Consider the following 17126-nt stretch of genomic DNA (forward strand, 5'->3'; position numbering starts at 1 on the left):
GCCGAGGACCAGGACCGCCTCCCCGCGCCGGGGAGGCCTCCTGCGCTCTCTCACGCGGACCCTCCCCCTCGCCCCCGCCGTCGTCCTCCTGCTCCTCTTCCTCGCGGGCCCGATCGTCTACTGCGCCTACATCGCCTTCACCGACCTCCAGTTGACGGGCCAGGCGCACGCGTCGTTCGTCGGCTTCGACAACTTCCGCAGGGCGTTCAGGGACGACGCCTTCATCAACGCCGTATGGCTGACGCTGGTGTTCACGGTGCTGTCGTCGCTGATCGGCCAGAACACCCTGGGTCTCGCCCTGGCCGCGCTGATGCAGCGGGCGTCGAAGCCGGTGCGCACCCTGGTCGGCGCGGTCGTCATCACGGCGTGGGTGCTGCCGGAGGTCGTCGCGGGCTTCCTGCTGTACGCCTTCTTCCGCCGCGAAGGGACCCTGAACGCCATCCTGGAATGGCTGCGTCTCCCCTCCCAGAACTGGATGTTCACGCTGCCGATCCTGGCGGTGTCGTTCGCGAACGTGTGGCGGGGCACGGCCTTCTCGATGCTGGTGTACTCGGCGGCGCTGGGCGAGATCCCGAAGGAGATCACCGAGGCGGCGGAAGTGGACGGGGCGGGCGGCTGGCGGCGGATGTGGCACATCACGCTGCCGATGATCCGCCGCTCGATCGGCACCAACCTGATGCTCAACACCCTGCAGACGCTGTCGGTGTTCGGGCTGATCTGGGTGATGACGCGGGGCGGTCCGGGAGGCCGCAGCCAGACCCTGCCCCTGTTCATGTACGAACAGGCCTTCCAGAACAGCATGATCGGGTACGGGACGGCGGTGGCGCTGCTGCTCCTGGTGGTCGGCTCGCTGTTCTCGCTGGTGTACATGCGGCTGCTGCGGACGGAGGTGTGAGATGGCCGTACCGACACGCGGCGCGACGCTCCGGTCCCGCCGCTCGGGACGGCGCCTGGCCGCGGACGCGGGCCTGCTGGCGGTGGCGGCGGCGTTCGTGCTCCCGCTGGCCTGGGTGGTCCTGTCCTCCCTGGACGCGCACGCGGACCTGAGGGTGAAGGTGCCGGACGGGGTGACGCTGTCGAACTTCGACGCCGTACTGAAACCGGACATCACCTTCACGCCCCTGCTGAACAGTCTGATCCTGTGCGGCGGCGGCACCGCCCTGACGGTGGTGTGCGCGGCCCTCGCGGCCTATCCCCTCTCCCGCTTCCGGTCGCGATTGAACCGCCCCTTCCTGCTGACGATCCTCTTCGCGACGAGCCTGCCGATCACGGCGATCATGGTGCCGGTGTACGCCCTGTTCGTGCGGGTGAATCTGATCGACACCGTGCAGGGCACGGTCTTCTTCTTCGCCGCCTCTCAACTGCCCTTCGCCATCTGGCTGATGAAGAACTTCATGGACGGCGTACCGAAGGAGCTGGAGGAGGCGGCCTGGACGGACGGGGCGTCGTCGCTGCAGTCCCTGGTACGGATCGTGCTGCCGCTGATGGGCCCGGGCGTGGCCGTGGTGACGGTCTTCTCCTTCGTGATGATGTGGGGGAACTTCTTCGTCCCGTTCATGCTGCTGCTCACCCCGGACCAGATGCCGGCGTCGGTGAGCATCAACGAGTTCTTCGGGAACCGGGGATCGGTGGTCTACGGGCAGCTGGCGGCGTTCTCGGTGATCTACTCGACGCCTGTGATCCTGCTGTACGTGCTGGTGGCCCGGCGGCTGGGCGGGGGGTTCGCCCTCGGCGGGGCCGTCAAGGGGTGAGCACCGTTTCCGGCAGGGCGAATTCAGGGCCGAGGCCGAAACCGTATGTTCCTACAATCTGTGATTGTGGCCGAACAGACCGTAGTCACCGCTGCCCCGGACCCATACTTTGTGCGCGTGCACCGACCGCAAGCCCAACAGCCCACCCCGCCGTTCAACGCCCCCGCCGCCCGGAGACTGCGGGCAGCGCTCGGAATGGGGCCCGAGCATGTCGCGTACGGACTGAGAGCCTCGTACGGGCTGCCGTACGTCACACCCGATCTCGTCACCGCCTGGGAGCGCGGCGTCACCGCGCCGAGCAGCCCTGAACTCACTGCCCTCGCAGGCGTGTTGTGGTGCTCACCGGGTGAACTCATAGGCGCCCCGCGCACCTTGCGCGAACACCGCGTCGCCCGCGATCTCGCTCAGGAGGACGTGGCACGCGCAGTCGGGCTCGAACTCCTCGCCTACCAGCGGATGGAGGAGGCCGGAACCTGGCGCGGCAACGAGCGGCAGTCCACCGCGCTCGCCGATGTTCTCGAACTCTCGCTGCCCGACTTCATCACCGTGACGGGCCGCGACGCGCGGCTCGGCGACCTGCTGCGCAGTGCCGTGACGACGCGCTGGCAGGCCTATGTGCGCCCGGTCTCGAAGGTGGTGCCCCTGGACCGGAACCTCCTGGAGACCGCGCTGGAGGAGATGCACACCGACTACCAGGGGCAGATGGTGGCGACGCTGAACTGGGGCGGCGGTTCGGCCGCGACCGGTTCCGGCGAGTCCGGCCGGGAGTACCTCGACCGGGTCGTCGACCACTTCTGGTCGACGGTCCACAGAAGTACGTACTGAGCGCGGGGCCCGTGGTCCGACGCCCGGCCGGGCGTCGGACCACGGCCACGGCGTCCGGCCGGGGCCTCGCCCCCGAGGGGACTAGAAGACCGACTCCGCCTCGTCCATCCGGTCCTTCGGCACCGTCTTCAGCTCGGTGGTCGCGTCCGCGAGCGGCACCATCTCGATGTCCGTGCCGCGCAGCGCGGTCATCCTGCCGAAGTCGCCGCGGTGCGCGGCCTCGACGGCGTGCCAGCCGAAGCGGGTGGCGAGGACACGGTCGTACGCGGTCGGGGAGCCGCCGCGCTGGACGTGGCCGAGAATGACCGGCTTGGCCTCCTTGCCGAGGCGGCGCTCCAGCTCGTAGGCGAGGGCGGTGCCGATGCCCTGGAAGCGCTCGTGGCCGAACTGGTCGATCGCGCCGTGGCCGTAGTCCATGGTGCCCTCGGCGGGGTGGGCGCCCTCGGCGACGCAGATGACGGCGAACCGCTTGCCGCGCGCGAAGCGCTCCTCGACCATCGCGACGAGATCGGCGGGGTCGAAGGGACGCTCGGGCAGGCAGATGCCGTGGGCGCCGGCCGCCATGCCGGACTCCAGGGCGATCCAGCCCGCGTGCCGGCCCATGACCTCGACGACCATCACACGCTGGTGCGACTCGGCCGTGGTCTTCAGACGGTCCATGGCCTCCGTGGCGACGCCGACGGCGGTGTCGAAGCCGAAGGTGCGGTCCGTCGCGGAGATGTCGTTGTCGATGGTCTTCGGCACGCCGACCACGGGCAGGCCCGCATCCGCCAGCATCCGGGCCGCCGTGAGCGTGCCCTCGCCGCCGATCGGGATGAGTACGTCGATGCCGAACTCGCGGGCCATGTCCTGCGCGTTGTCGCAGGCCTCGCGGAGCCGGTCGCGCTGCAGCCGGGAGGAGCCGAGGATGGTGCCGCCGCGGGCGAGGATGCCGCTGACGGCGTTGAGGTCGAGGGTGCGGTAGTGGCCGTCGAGGAGCCCGGCGTAGCCGTCCTCGAAGCCGATGACCTCGTCCCCGAAGTTGGTGACCGCTCGGTGCACGACCGACCGGATCACTGCGTTCAGGCCAGGGCAGTCGCCGCCTGCGGTGAGAACTCCGATGCGCATCGTGCTGTGTCTCCTGCTCCCTGCTGATTCGTGTGAGCCAGTCCGATTGTTTCATGGCCCGAGGTGGCCCGCCGATTCCCTCCGCCGGGCGTCCGCCGGGCGGGCCGGAACGCCGCTCCCGCCCGACCAGGAGGTTTGCCCTGGCGGGCGTCCTAGCCAGCGCCGGAGGTATTGTCAAGAGGGTTCTGCTCACGTTGGTGGGCCCTTTTCCGAGCCCAGAAAACCGCCTGGCGACGAGACGGATGGAGAGCACGCGTGACGCGCAGCGTGTACGTGACCGGGATCGACCGAGGTGACGGCCGCCAGGTCGTCGAGCTGGGGGTCATGGAGCTCCTGACCCGCCAGGTCGACCGGGTGGGGGTGTTCCGTCCGCTCGTGCACGACGGTCCGGACCGGCTCTTCGAGCTGCTGCGGGCCCGCTACCGGCTGACGCAGGACCCGGCGACGGTGTACGGCATGGACTTCCACGAGGCGTCCGCGCTCCAGGCCGAGCAGGGCACCGACGAACTGGTGTCCACGCTCGTCGACCGGTTCCACCTGGTCGCCCGCGACTACGACGTCGTCCTTGTCCTCGGCACCGACTTCGCCGGCACCCAGGTCCCCGACGAGCTGGCGCTCAACGCCCGCCTGGCGAACGAGTTCGCCGCGTCCGTGATCCCAGTGGTCGGCGGCCGGGGCCAGAATGCCGAGTCGGTGCGCTCCGAGACGCGCAACGCCTACCGCGCCTACGACGGGCTGGGGTGCGACGTCCTCGCCATGGTGGTGAACCGGGTGGCCCCGGAGGACCGGACGGAGATCCTGGAGCGGCTCGACTCCCGTCTCCCGGTGCCCTGTTACGTCCTGCCGGACGAGCCCGCGCTCTCCGCTCCCACCGTCGCGCAGATCACCCACGCGCTCGGCGGCGAGGTGCTCCTCGGCGACGACGCGGGGCTCGCCCGTGACGCGCTCGACTTCGTCTTCGGCGGCGCGATGCTGCCGAACTTCCTGCGGGCGCTGACCCCGGGATGTCTCGTGGTCACCCCGGGGGACCGCGCCGACCTGGTGATCGGCACGCTCGCCGCGCACAGCGCCGGCACCCCGCCCATAGCCGGCATCCTGCTCACCCTGGACGAGCGGCCCAGCAGCGAGATCCTGACGCTGGCGGCCCGCCTCGCGCCCGGCACCCCGGTCGTCTCGGTGGCCGGGAACTCCTTCCCCACGGCGACCGCGCTGTTCGCCATGGAGGGCAAGCTGAACGCGGCGACGCCCCGCAAGGCGGAGACCGCGCTCGGCCTCTTCGAGCGGCATGTGGACACCAGCGACCTGCTGAAGCGGGTCTCCGCGCCGAGCAGCGACCGGCTCACCCCGATGATGTTCGAGCACAAGCTGCTGGAGCAGGCCCGCTCCGACCGGCGCCGTGTCGTGCTGCCCGAGGGCACCGAGGAGCGCGTCCTGCACGCCGCCGAGGTGCTGCTGCGCCGGGGTGTCTGCGATCTGACCCTGCTCGGCCCGGTCGACCAGATCCGCAAGAAGGCCGCCGACCTCGGTATCGACATCAGCGCCACCCAGATCGTCGACCCGCAGACCTCCCCGCTGCGGGACTCCTTCGCCGAGCAGTACGCCCAGCTCCGCGCCCACAAGGGAGTCACGGTCGAGCTGGCCTACGACGTCGTCGCGGACGTGAACTACTTCGGGACGCTCATGGTGCAGGAGGGCCTGGCCGACGGCATGGTGTCGGGGGCCGTGCACTCCACGGCCGCGACCATCCGGCCCGCGTTCGAGATCATCAAGACCCGGCCGGACTCGAAGATCGTCTCGTCCGTCTTCTTCATGTGCCTGGCCGACAAGGTCCTGGTCTACGGCGACTGCGCGGTGAACCCGGACCCGAACGCCGAGCAGCTCTGCGACATCGCCATCCAGTCGGCCGCCACCGCGGAGCAGTTCGGCGTGGAGCCGCGGATCGCGATGCTGTCGTACTCCACGGGCACCTCGGGTTCGGGCGCCGACGTCGACAAGGTGCGCGAGGCGACCGAGCTGGTGCGGCTGCGCCGCGGCGACCTGCGGATCGAGGGGCCCATCCAGTACGACGCCGCCGTCGAGCCCTCGGTCGCGGCGACCAAGCTGCCGGGGTCGGAGGTCGCCGGACAGGCGTCCGTGCTGATCTTCCCCGACCTCAACACCGGCAACAACACGTACAAGGCCGTGCAGCGTTCGGCCGGCGCGATCGCCGTCGGCCCGGTGCTCCAGGGGCTGCGCAAGCCCGTCAACGACCTGTCCCGCGGCGCGCTCGTCCAGGACATCGTCAACACGGTCGCCATCACGGCGATCCAGTCCCAGACCCCCGACCAGAAGGCTTCCCAGCAGTGAGCGCCCACCCGTCCCCCGCCACCGCCCTGCCGGACGAGCCCGGCTCCCCGCAGGCCACGCGTGTCCTCGTCCTCAACTCCGGTTCCTCGTCGGTGAAGTACCAGCTGCTCGACATGCGCGACAGCTCACGGCTCGCCGTCGGTCTGGTGGAGCGCATCGGTGAGGGAACCTCTCTGCTGCGGCACACCGCGCTGACGACGGGTGAGACCCGCGAGAGGGACGCCGAGTTCGCCGACCACGAGGCCGCGCTGAAGGCGGTGGCCGCGGAGCTGGCGGTGGACGGACTCGGCCTGGACTCCCCCGAGCTGGCCGCGATCGGCCACCGGGTGGTGCACGGCGGGAGGTCCTTCACCGAACCGACGGTGATCGACGAGACGGTCCTCGCCGAGATCGAGCGGCTGATCCCGGTGGCGCCGCTGCACAACCCGGCGAACCTCACCGGCATCCGCACCGCGATGGTGCTGCGCCCCGACCTCCCCCAGGTGGCGGTCTTCGACACCGCGTTCCACACGACGATGCCGGAGTCGGCCGCGCGCTACGCGATCGACGTGGCGACCGCCGACGAGCACCGCATCCGCCGGTACGGCTTCCACGGCACCTCGCACGCCTATGTCTCCCGCGCGACCGCCGAGCTCCTCGGCAAGGCGCCCGAGGAGGTCAACGTCATCGTCCTGCACCTGGGCAACGGGGCCTCGGCGTCGGCGGTCAGGGGCGGGCGGTGCGTGGACACCTCGATGGGACTCACACCTCTGGAGGGGCTGGTGATGGGAACACGCTCCGGCGACGTGGATCCGGCCGTCATCTTCCATTTGGAGCGCGTTGGCAAAATGTCCACGGACGAGATCGACACTCTGCTCAACAAGAAGAGCGGTCTGATCGGTCTGTGCGGCGACAACGACATGCGGGAGATCCGCCGCCGTGTCGACGAGGGCGACGAGCGGGCCCGGCTCGCCTTCGACATCTACATCCACCGCCTGAAGAAGTACATCGGCGCCTACTACGCGGTCCTCGGCCGGGTGGACGCCGTCGCCTTCACCGCCGGAGTGGGCGAGAACGCCGCCCCGGTGCGCGAGGCCGCGATCGCGGGCCTGGAGGAACTGGGGCTCGCGGTCGACGGCGACCTGAACGCCGTGCGCGGCGGTGAGCCCCGGCTCATCTCACCGCCGTACGCGCGGGTCGCGGTCGCCGTGGTGCCGACGGACGAGGAACTGGAGATCGCCACACAGACGTATGCGCTGGTCGGAAAGGGCACCGGCTGAGCGGGCCGGAGAGCCACGCCTGAGCGGCCGCCCGCCCATTTGTATCTTCCACCAGACGGAATATTCCGTAGCGAAACAAACCGATAGGATCGCCCCATGCGCCGTTCGAAAATCGTCTGTACTCTCGGCCCCGCGGTCGACTCCCACGAGAAGCTGGTCGCCCTGATCCAGGCTGGCATGAATGTGGCTCGTTTCAATTTCAGCCACGGTTCCCACGCCGAGCACCAGGGCCGTTACGACCGTGTCCGGGCCGCCTCGGCCGAGACCGGTGTCGCCATCGGTGTGCTCGCCGACCTGCAGGGCCCGAAGATCCGCCTGGAGACCTTCGCCGAAGGCCCCGTCGAGCTGGAGCGTGGCGACGAGTTCGTCATCACGGCCGAGGACGTGCCGGGTGACAAGCAGATCTGTGGCACGACCTACAAGGGTCTGCCCGGTGACGTCTCCAAGGGCGACCAGATCCTCATCAACGACGGCAACGTCGAGCTGCGCGTCGTCGAGATCGACGGCCCGCGAGTCAAGACGGTCGTCATCGAGGGCGGCGTGATCTCCGACCACAAGGGCATCAACCTGCCCGGCGCGGCCGTGAACGTGCCGGCGCTGTCGGAGAAGGACGTCGAGGACCTGCGCTTCGCCCTGCGGATGGGCTGCGACATGGTGGCGCTGTCCTTCGTGCGCGACGCCAACGACGTGAACGACGTCCACAAGGTGATGGACGAGGAGGGCCGCCGCGTCCCCGTCATCGCCAAGGTGGAGAAGCCGCAGGCGGTCGACAACATGGAGGGCGTCGTCGCGGCGTTCGACGCCGTCATGGTGGCCCGTGGCGACCTCGCCGTCGAGTACCCGCTGGAGCGGGTCCCGATGGTGCAGAAGCGCCTCGTGGAGCTGTGCCGCCGCAACGCCAAGCCGGTGATCGTCGCGACCCAGATGATGGAGTCGATGATCACCAACTCCCGTCCGACGCGCGCCGAGGCCTCCGACGTGGCCAACGCGATCCTGGACGGTGCGGACGCGGTCATGCTGTCGGCCGAGTCCAGCGTGGGCGCGTACCCGATCGAGACCGTGAAGACGATGTCGAAGATCGTCGTCGCGGCCGAGGAGGAGCTCCTCTCCAAGGGCCTGCAGCCGCTGGTCCCGGGCAAGAAGCCGCGCACGCAGGGCGGTTCGGTCGCCCGTGCCGCCTGCGAGATCGCCGACTTCCTCGGCGGCAAGGGTCTGGTGGCCTTCACCAAGTCCGGTGACACCGCCCGCCGGCTCTCCCGCTACCGCGCCTCGCAGCCGATCCTGGCGTTCACCACGGACGAGGGCACCCGCAACCAGCTCACGCTGAGCTGGGGCGTCGAGTCGCACGTCGTGCCGTTCGTGAACAGCACCGACGAGATGGTCGAACTGGTCGACCACGAGCTGCAGAAGCTCAAGCGGTTCAACGAGGGCGATGTCGTCGTGATGACCGCCGGTTCGCCCCCCGGGGTCCCCGGCACCACCAACATGGTCCGGGTGCACCACCTGGGCGAGGCCGACCGCGCCTGATCCCCCTGCCGTACGCCGCTGAGGGCGCCCCCTGTGAACAGGGGGCGCCCTCAGCGTCTTGTGCGGCTCCCGGACGGGATCTGGACGACTCAGCCGGTCGTGTACTGGTGCAGTCCGGGGACGGTCAGGGTGCCGCCGAACTGACCGGCCTGAACGACCTTCACCTTGGTGAAGTAGATCAGCGGAATGTTCAGCGGCGGCGGGTTCTCCGGGTCGAACGTGACCGGGATGAGCCCGAGCAGGTTCCCGGAGATGCTCTCCGTGTACATGATCGTCTTGCCGTCACGGATGGTGGACGTCGTGCCCGCGCCGGCCTGCACGTGGTAGGTCTTGCCGGCCTGCTTGTCGTCCACCGTCTGGTGCAGGTCCCCGATGTCGGTGCCGTCGGAGATGACGTACTTCAGCACCTTCTTGACGGTGCCGTTGGCCGTCTTCACCTTGACGATGCCCTGGTAGTCGGCGCCCTTGAGGAGCAGGGAGCTGGCGTTGAGGTACCAGGGGTCGTCGGGCAGGGTGACCGGGTTGTCGACGCCGCCCTCGTCGTCGGTCGCGACCGGGCAGTCCGAGGCGTCCGTGGTGGCGCTCGCGGAGGGGCTGGGCGTGGCGGTGACCGCGTCGGCCGCCGCCTCCTTGACCGTCTCGGTGGTGTCCGAGGCCGCCTTCGAGGCCGCGTCGGTGGTGTCCTTGACGGTCTTCTCGACGGTGTCGACGGCCTTGTCGGTCGTGTCCTTGACGGTGTCCGAGGCGCTCTCGCCGTCGGACGCGGCCGTGTCCTCGCTCGCGCTCGCCGAGGCGGACGGCGTGGGTGTGGCGCTCGCCGTCTCGTCGGGCGTGAGGATGTCCTTGATGGCGTCGCCGACGCCCAGCGGGTCGAGCGGGTTCTTGCTGCTCTCCGACGCCGAGGGGGCCGGTGTGGCCGCGCTGTCCGCCGCCTTGTCCGACGTGCTCGCGGAGGAGGACGACGCGGAGGGGGTGGGCTCGGCCTTGTCGTCGGAACCTGAATCCGGCGAAGAGTCCTTGCCCGGCTCCGCGGAGGCCGACGACGCGGAAGGAGTCGGTGTGGCCTCGTCGGACGACTCGCTCGCGCTCGCCGAGGCGGAGGGCGACGCCGTGTCCGACGCGTCCTTGTCGTCCTCGGAGCCGGTCACGGCCTCGACGCACGCCTGGTACTCGTCGGCCGTGAGACTCCTGGACGTGGAGTGGTCCTCGGCCTGGGCGAGTGTCGGGGTGAGGCCCATTCCCATGAGCACCGCCGTCGGCATCGCCGCTATGGCTATCGCCTTGCCGGCAGGCATCTGGAACCTGGTGAACAGCGGCTTCCTGGGGGCCGCGTGTCGCGGCCCGGTTCTCACACGGGACTCGTCCACATCAGTCCCGTGGGTCACCTCGTCAGCCGGCACTGTGCCTCCCGTTCGCCCCGTTGGTCGGGCTCGTTCCTGACAGATCGTTCGGGTCGCCCACAGCGTCCGCCGGCTTGCCGAAGTCGACGGGCTGAGCCGCCGGGTCGGCCGGCTCGTCTCCCTCGTCGAGAGACTCCGGCGCGACGAGCTCCTCGGCGGGCTCGCCCGGAACCCAGGAGACCGCCATGGCTCCGCCGATCATGGCGAACAGGAAGCCGACCAGGAATCCGCCCAGGTTGGACACCGGGAGGGACACCAGAGCGAGGAGGATCGCCGCGACACCCGCGAACGTCCGTACGTGCTTCTGGAACCAGAGGCTGATCCCGAGGACGATGAGGAGTACGCCGATGATCAGGGAACCGGCGCCGGCGGTGGTGGACATCGCCAGCGTCAGGTGACCGAGCTGAAGGTTCGCGTACGGGAAGTAGGCGATCGGAAAACCGCCGAACACGATGAACAGACCGGCCCAGAACGGGCGGTCGCTCCTCCAGTTGCGGAAGTTCCGCCGGAACACCTGAAGATAGTGCTCATCGTTCTGGCCGGGCGCGGCAGGAGTCTCGGCGCTCATGGAAACAGCTCCCTGGAACGGCTTTGCTGTGAGAAGTACGCGTTGAGTGCTCCGCGTACGGCGTGCGGAGCGGGGCGGGCGAAGCGGCCTGAGCCTCCTCGCCCGCCCCAGGGGTGCTTAGTAGCACTCCTTGACGCCGGCCTTGACCGACATCTTCAGACCGCTGAGCTTGAACGTGCCGGCGGTGGTCGCCCACGCCGTCTGCTTCACGTCGGTCAGCGTGGCCGACTCGGCCTGCTGGGCGAACCCGTAGGGGTTGGCCTGCTCGCCGCCGCCCTTCATGCCCGGACCCTTGGTGGTGTCCTTGGCGGCGACACCGATGTCGATGCCGCGGAACGTCGCGTTGGCCTCGAGGTCCTCGACGTCGATGTACAGGTTGTCAGCCTCGACCGGCGTACCGTTGCCGCCGGCCTTCAGCACGAGGCTGACGGAACCGAAGAACGGGACGTCCGGGGTGACGACCGACTGACACATGTTGGTGATCTTGGCGCTCTTGAACGCCGAGACCGCGACGGGGTGAGCCGTCTTGTCACCCTTGAGGGTGTAACCGGTGTCGATCGCCCCGTACTGGGAGAAGCCAGTACCGTCGAGCTTGTCCGCCGACACCTTGAACGACTGGCCCGAGACGCTGAACGACGCGGCCAGAGCGCCCTGCGCGAGGGCGACACCTATCGCAGCCGTCGCGGCCACGCTGGGCACCATCACGACCGCGAACCGCTTCCATCTGGTTCCGCCACGCACCTGGGACTCCATATTTCCTCCTTCTCGGACGTACATCTCCTGGCCCTGACTGCCACGTTGCGGCGGCTCAGCCGGGCAGGGATGGGAGAAGTGCTACGTCCTCGGGAAGGAGAGCGCCTGTACCCAAAAGTGCGATTGCACCTGAATCACCGGCGATCACCCCCGAGCGACAACCACTGGTCGCGCCTGACACACATCACGCACAACCTGCTGGACAGGCTCTGCCGGACGGCAAAGACCCCCCTGTCCAAGAACCGACCGCACTGCCGTCGGCCCTACTCGGTGGGGACCCAGAAAGTCCGCCGACCCGATTGGCTGTCGGGGGTGCGGGAATGGACCGAGCGTCGCCGATCGTGGTGCATTCTCGCCGCGCGCACAAGGGGGTTCGTTACTGGCTAGTAACGGCGGGATAACCGAACTACGACCCGCCGGTATCGGGTGGCGACGCAGGGTGGTGCCACGAGGGGTGACACAACGGATGAATGCCGGACGGAACCAGACAGTTCAACGCCCTCGACTTACTACGAGTAACAGCGGCCGCGTTTACCAAGTTTTGGTAAAGCGCGGCCACTTGCCCCTCTGTCAGCCAATCTTTCACCTGGGCATCACAGGCCCTGGCGTTTAGGGACAGGTCAGAACAGCGCCCTGGCCAGTGCCCTGCGCGCCGCGACAACGCGCGGGTCGTCGGCCCCGACCACCTCGAAGAGCTCCAACAGCCGGAGCCGTACGGCGTCCCGGTCGTCGCCCGCCGTGCGCCGCACCGTGTCGATGAGCCGCCCGAAGGCGTCCTCGACATGGCCTCCGACCAGGTCCAGGTCGGCTCCCGCGATCTGCGCCCGCACGTCACCGGGCTTCTCGGCGGCGTCCTTGCGCACCTGCTGCGGATCGAGACCCTGCACCCGATGGAGCAACTCGGCCTGAGCCAGGCCCAGTTTGGCCTCCGTGTTGCCCGGGTCGTCGGCCAGGACGTTCTTGTAGGCCTGGACGGCACCGCCGAAGTCGCCCGCGTCCAGCGCCTGCACGGCGGCCTCCAGCAGCGCGTCGTACGGTCCGGCCGGCATCTCGGGCTCGGTGGCCCCGACCGGCTCGGCGTCCCCCTCGACCGTCAGGCCGGTCAGGCCGAAGCGCTGCTCGGCGACCTGCACGAGCTGGTCGAGGGTCCCGCGGATCTGCGCCTCGGCGGCGGCCCCCTGGAAGAGCGGCAGGGCCTGACCGGCCACCACCGCGAAAACGGCCGGAATCCCCTGGACCCCGAACTGCTGCATCAGCATCTGATTGGCGTCGACGTCGATCTTGGCGAGCACGAACCGCCCGTTGTACTCGACGGCCAGCCGCTCCAGGACCGGGCTCAGCTGCTTGCAGGGCTCGCACCACTCGGCCCAGAAGTCGATGACGACCGGCACTTCGGTGGAGCGCTGCAGGACATCCTGCTCGAATCCCGCCTCGTCGACGTCGATGACAAGGCTCGCGGGAGTCACGGCCCCGCCTCCGCCGCCCTGCCTGGCCGCTTCGGCGCGCGACTGCTCCGCCTTCGACTTGGCCTCCTGGGCCGCCTTCACCGCGGCGAGGTCGACGACTCCGCTCATGGACATGTTCCGTGGCTGCATGAGTACATCCTCCCCCTTCCTCGCGCACGTGTGAAAAGCGTTGTGAAAGCCAAGCCGTGTCAGGCCTGTTCGGCGCCGGGTCCCCACCTGACGCCTGTGCGGTTGTCGCCGCGGTCGAGCTTTCGCTACGAGTCGTAGCGTAACTGTACGGAGACCTGCCCGTGTGCCGTCTTCCGGTGATCTCCCTCACGGCTCCACAGAACCGCCGGATATCGCCGGTGAAGGGGCCGGATATGGTCACTGACATGCAATGCCGCTCCTCGGCCGCCCGCACGGGCCGCCCCCGCAGCGCCGCCGCGGACGCCGCGATCCTGGAGGCGACACGCGCCGCGCTCGTCGAACTGGGCTGGTCCAAACTGACGTTGGGGTACGTGGCGACCCTCGCCGGGGTGGCCAAAACGACCCTCTACCGCCGCTGGGCGGGCAAGAACGAGCTCGTCGTCGACGCGGTGGCCGTCCTCTTCGACGAGCTGGAACTCCCCGACCGGGGCAGTCTGGCCGCCGACATCGAGGGTGTGGTGCTCCAGTTCGCGGCGATCCTGGACCGCCCGGAGGCGAAGACGGCGCTGATGGCCGTGGTGGCGGAGTCCACCCGCGACGAACCGCTGCGCGAACGCATCCGCACGTCCATCGTCGACCGCCAGAAGCGCCTGGTCATGGAGGGCCGCTCTCGCGCCCAGGCCCGGGGCGAACTCCCCCCGGAGACGGACCCGGCGGCCGCCGCCCGCACCGCCGACCTGATCTTCGACGTGGTCGCCGGAGCGGTGGTCCATCGCACCCTGGTCAGCGCGGAACCCGCGGACGAGGAGTGGGTGCGCTCGTTCACCCGGATCCTGCTCTTCGGCCTGACCGGAGCGGCAGCCGACGAACCGGCGCCTCCCTCGACGGAGGGCCCGGCCTGAGTCTGACAGGGCGGCCGGGAACGTCGTGGGCCGGGGCCGCGCCGGTGCATCAGCCCGTCGCTGTCGGACGAGGCGTGACCGTCGGTGGCGACGGGCATCGATGTACCGGCACGTCCCCTCGCACCGGATGCCGACTGCGGGTGCATCGTGGTGGCCGCGGCAAGTGTCAGCCCCGGCCAGGGAAATCCAGCTCCTCCGGCGATTGAGGAGCGGGGGTCCGGGGGCGGAGCCCCCGGGTACGGGACGGGTAGGGGCGGAGGGGGCGAGAAAAGGGCACCTGGCGCCGGGCAGGCCTCGGTGGCGGAGCGAGAGCCCGGAGCCCCGGGCCCGGCGCGGATGCCGGGCAGGCAGGGGCGCCGGGCTGCCCGGGGTGGGTCAGAAGCCCGCCGGCTCCGTGTACACCCCCCACTCGTCCCGCAGGACACCGCAGATCTCGCCCAGCGTGGCCTCCGCGCGGACCGCCTCCAGCATGGGGGCGATCATGTTGGAGCCGTCGCGGGCGGCGGCGAGCATGGCGTCCAGCGCGCCGCGCACGGCGGCCTCGTCACGGCCTTCCTTCCGCGAGGCCAGTTCACGGACCTGTTCGCGCTCCACCTCGTGGCTGACCCGGAGGATCTCCAGGTCGCCGGTCACGGACCCGTGGTGGACGTTGACGCCGACGACCCGCTTGTCGCCCTTCTCGACCGACCGCTGGTACTGGAACGCCGACTCGGCGATCTCCCCGGTGAACCACCCGTCCTCGATCCCGCGCAGGATGCCGGAGGTGATCGGACCGATGGGGTGCTTCCCGTCCGGGTGCGCCCGCAGTCCGCGCTCCTTGATCTGCTCGAAGATCTTCTCCGCGTCGGCCTCGATCCGGTCCGTGAGCTGCTCGACGTACCAGGAACCGCCCAGCGGGTCGGCGACGTTGGCGACGCCGGTCTCCTCCATGAGCACCTGCTGCGTCCGCAGGGCGATCTCCGCGGCCTGCTCGGACGGCAGGGCGAGCGTCTCGTCCAGCGCGTTGGTGTGCAGCGAGTTCGTGCCGCCGAGGACCGCGGCGAGCGCCTCGACGGCGGTACGCACGACGTTGTTGTACGGCTGCTGGGCCGTCAGCGAGACTCCGGCGGTCTGCGTGTGGAAACGCAGCCACTGCGCCTTCTCGGAGGTGGCGCCGTAGACGTCCCGCATCCAGCGGGCCCAGATGCGGCGGGCCGCGCGGAACTTGGCGATCTCCTCGAAGAAGTCGACGTGCGCGTCGAAGAAGAACGAGAGACCGGGGGCGAAGACGTTCACGTCGAGCCCGCGGGACAGGCCCAGTTCCACGTAGCCGAAGCCGTCCGCCAGCGTGTAGGCGAGCTCCTGCGCGGCCGTGGAGCCGGCCTCGCGGATGTGGTACCCGGAGACGGACAGCGGCTTGTACGCGGGGATCTTCTCGGCGCAGTGCTCCATCAGGTCGCCGATGAGGCGCAGGTGCGGCTCGGGCTGGAAGAGCCACTCCTTCTGGGCGATGTACTCCTTGAAGATGTCGGTCTGGAGGGTGCCGTTCAGCACGGAGGGGTCGATGCCCTGGCGCTCGGCGGCCACCAGGTACATGCAGAAGACCGGCACCGCGGGCCCGCTGATCGTCATCGACGTCGTGACGTCACCGAGCGGGATGTCCTGGAAGAGGACCTCCATGTCGGCCGCCGAGTCGATCGCGACACCGCAGTGCCCGACCTCGCCGAGCGAACGCTTGTCGTCCGAGTCGCGGCCCATCAGGGTGGGCATGTCGAAGGCCACGGAGAGGCCCCCGCCGCCGTTGGCGAGGATCTTCTTGTAGCGCTCGTTGGTCTGCTCGGCGTTGCCGAATCCGGCGAACTGCCGGATGGTCCACGTACGCCCTCGGTAGCCGGTGGCATAGAGCCCGCGCGTGTAGGGGTACTCGCCGGGCCAGCCGATCCGCTCGAAGCCGTCGTAGTTGTCCCCGGGCCGGGGACCGTACACCGGCTCCACGGGATCACCGGAGAGCGTGGTGAAGTCGGCCTCGCGCTTGCGCGAAGCGTCGTAGCGGGCCTGCCAGCGTCGGCGGCCTTCCTCGATGGCGTGAGCGTCCATACCCTCGAATTTACTAGGACGTCCTAGTAAATGTCGATGGCAAACCGCCGTACGGTCCCGTACGGCGGTTTCGGGTCAGGCCTCGGCGACCGCGGGAGTACCCTCCGCGACCTTGGACTCCAGCTCCTGGCTGATGCGGCGCTCCACGAAGAAGGCGGCCGTGGGGATCGTGCCCGCCAGCAGCACCCAGAGCTGCTTGCCGACCGGCCACTTCGCCTTGGAACCCAGGTCGAAGGCGAAAATCAGGTAGAGGACATACAGCCAGCCGTGCGCGATGGCGACGACACGGGTGAAGTCCGCGGCGCCGTCGACGCCCAGGCCGTACTTGGCGATCATGCCCAGGCACAGCAGGACCAGCAGCACGCCGGTGACGTAGGCCATGACGCGGTAGCGGGTCAGCACGCTCTTCTTCATGGCTACGAGGGTAACGACCCCTTTTGCACGATCTTCGCGCGCCCCCACGCCTCGCCCCGCCCTCGCCCGGCGTCGCGCCACCGGGCGTCGGACTACTCGCCGTCGAAGTCGTGCGCGGCCACGCGCAGCGGCCGCAGCATCGCGAAGATCTCCCCGCACTCCTCGGCGTCGTAGACCCCGAGCCCGAAGTCCATCGCCATCAGGTCGCGGGTGGCCGCGTCGCAGACCTCGCGGCCCTTGTCCGTGATGGAGGCGAGGGTGCCCCGCCCGTCGTTGGGGTTCGGGCGCCTCTCGACGAGTCCCGACCGCACCAGCCGGTCCACCGTGTTGGTGACGGACGTCGGATGCACCATGAGCCGCTCGCCGATCTTGGACATCGGGAGCTCGCCCGCCTTGGAGAAGGTGAGCAGCACCAGCGCCTCGTAGCGCGCGAAGGTCAGTCCGTACGGCTTGACGACCGCGTCCACCTCGGCCAGCAGGATCTGGTGGGCGCGCATGATCGAGGTGATCGCGGCCATGGACGGCACGGAACCCCAGCGCTGCTTCCAGTGTTCGTCGGCGCGGGCGATGGGATCGAAGGCAAGACTGAGCGGCTTCGGCACG

At 69.5% G+C, this 17126-nt stretch carries 15 protein-coding genes; 7 read left to right on the top strand and 8 right to left on the bottom strand.

Going from position 1 to position 17126, the window contains the following annotated elements; translation table 11 throughout:
- Positions 1-40: 40 nt before the first annotated feature.
- From OOK38_RS06150 to OOK38_RS06160, 3 genes are all read left to right on the top strand, one after another.
- Complete coding sequence (locus OOK38_RS06150) at positions 41-895, top strand: carbohydrate ABC transporter permease (RefSeq protein ID WP_266765858.1); 855 nt, start codon at positions 41-43, stop codon at positions 893-895.
- 1 nt (position 896) lies between these two features.
- Positions 897-1751, top strand: coding sequence for a carbohydrate ABC transporter permease (locus OOK38_RS06155; RefSeq protein WP_266762918.1), 855 nt, complete (start codon positions 897-899; stop codon positions 1749-1751).
- Between the two features lie 195 nt (positions 1752-1946).
- Positions 1947-2576: a helix-turn-helix transcriptional regulator gene (locus OOK38_RS06160; RefSeq protein ID WP_266765857.1), complete on the top strand. Its 630-nt coding sequence runs from the start codon at positions 1947-1949 to the stop codon at positions 2574-2576.
- 81 nt (positions 2577-2657) lie between these two features.
- On the opposite strand, the gene OOK38_RS06165 is transcribed toward OOK38_RS06160, so the two are convergent.
- On the bottom strand, positions 2658-3683 hold the full coding sequence (locus OOK38_RS06165; RefSeq protein ID WP_266762916.1) for an ATP-dependent 6-phosphofructokinase: 1026 nt from the start codon (positions 3681-3683) through the stop codon (positions 2658-2660).
- A 255-nt stretch (positions 3684-3938) separates the two neighbouring features.
- Between OOK38_RS06165 and pta the strand changes: the two genes are divergently transcribed.
- From pta to pyk, 3 genes are all read left to right on the top strand, one after another.
- Positions 3939-6029 (top strand): phosphate acetyltransferase, encoded by a 2091-nt coding sequence (gene pta, locus OOK38_RS06170; RefSeq protein ID WP_266762914.1) that lies wholly within the window; start codon positions 3939-3941, stop codon positions 6027-6029.
- The gene (locus OOK38_RS06175; protein WP_323178784.1) at positions 6026-7288 is read left to right on the top strand and encodes an acetate kinase; all 1263 of its coding nucleotides are present in this window, start codon (positions 6026-6028) and stop codon (positions 7286-7288) included. Before pta ends, OOK38_RS06175 begins: the two co-directional genes overlap by 4 nt.
- A gap of 96 nt (positions 7289-7384) precedes the next feature.
- Complete coding sequence (gene pyk / locus OOK38_RS06180; protein WP_266762912.1) at positions 7385-8815, top strand: pyruvate kinase; 1431 nt, start codon at positions 7385-7387, stop codon at positions 8813-8815.
- Between the two features lie 89 nt (positions 8816-8904).
- Here pyk and OOK38_RS06185 read toward each other — a convergent pair whose 3' ends face one another.
- From OOK38_RS06185 to OOK38_RS06200, 4 genes are all read right to left on the bottom strand, one after another.
- The gene (locus OOK38_RS06185) at positions 8905-10215 is read right to left on the bottom strand and encodes a hypothetical protein (protein WP_266762910.1); all 1311 of its coding nucleotides are present in this window, start codon (positions 10213-10215) and stop codon (positions 8905-8907) included.
- On the bottom strand, positions 10205-10783 hold the full coding sequence (locus OOK38_RS06190; protein WP_266762908.1) for a DUF6114 domain-containing protein: 579 nt from the start codon (positions 10781-10783) through the stop codon (positions 10205-10207). Before OOK38_RS06190 ends, OOK38_RS06185 begins: the two co-directional genes overlap by 11 nt.
- Before the next feature lie 117 nt (positions 10784-10900).
- A complete protein-coding gene (locus OOK38_RS06195) occupies positions 10901-11536 on the bottom strand; it encodes a DUF6230 family protein (protein ID WP_266762906.1) in 636 nt (211 codons plus the stop codon).
- Positions 11537-12156: 620 nt separating this feature from the next.
- Positions 12157-13131 (bottom strand): tetratricopeptide repeat protein, encoded by a 975-nt coding sequence (locus OOK38_RS06200; RefSeq protein WP_266762904.1) that lies wholly within the window; start codon positions 13129-13131, stop codon positions 12157-12159.
- Positions 13132-13376: 245 nt separating this feature from the next.
- Between OOK38_RS06200 and OOK38_RS06205 the strand changes: the two genes are divergently transcribed.
- Positions 13377-14033, top strand: coding sequence for a TetR/AcrR family transcriptional regulator (locus OOK38_RS06205; RefSeq protein WP_266765855.1), 657 nt, complete (start codon positions 13377-13379; stop codon positions 14031-14033).
- A 375-nt stretch (positions 14034-14408) separates the two neighbouring features.
- Here OOK38_RS06205 and OOK38_RS06210 read toward each other — a convergent pair whose 3' ends face one another.
- The 3 genes from OOK38_RS06210 to OOK38_RS06220 all read right to left on the bottom strand — a co-directional run bounded on the left by OOK38_RS06210 (position 14409) and on the right by OOK38_RS06220 (position 17125).
- Positions 14409-16109, bottom strand: a complete 1701-nt coding sequence (locus OOK38_RS06210; RefSeq protein ID WP_266762902.1) for a methylmalonyl-CoA mutase — start codon at positions 16107-16109, stop codon at positions 14409-14411.
- Between the two features lie 75 nt (positions 16110-16184).
- Positions 16185-16523: a DUF3817 domain-containing protein gene (locus tag OOK38_RS06215; RefSeq protein WP_266762900.1), complete on the bottom strand. Its 339-nt coding sequence runs from the start codon at positions 16521-16523 to the stop codon at positions 16185-16187.
- A 92-nt stretch (positions 16524-16615) separates the two neighbouring features.
- Positions 16616-17125, bottom strand: a complete 510-nt coding sequence (locus tag OOK38_RS06220) for a MarR family winged helix-turn-helix transcriptional regulator (protein WP_266762898.1) — start codon at positions 17123-17125, stop codon at positions 16616-16618.
- Between the last annotated feature and the right edge of the window lies 1 nt (position 17126).

Origin of the sequence: Streptomyces sp. NBC_00568, from assembly GCF_026341855.1 — a bacterium.
Lineage (GTDB): Bacteria > Actinomycetota > Actinomycetes > Streptomycetales > Streptomycetaceae > Streptomyces.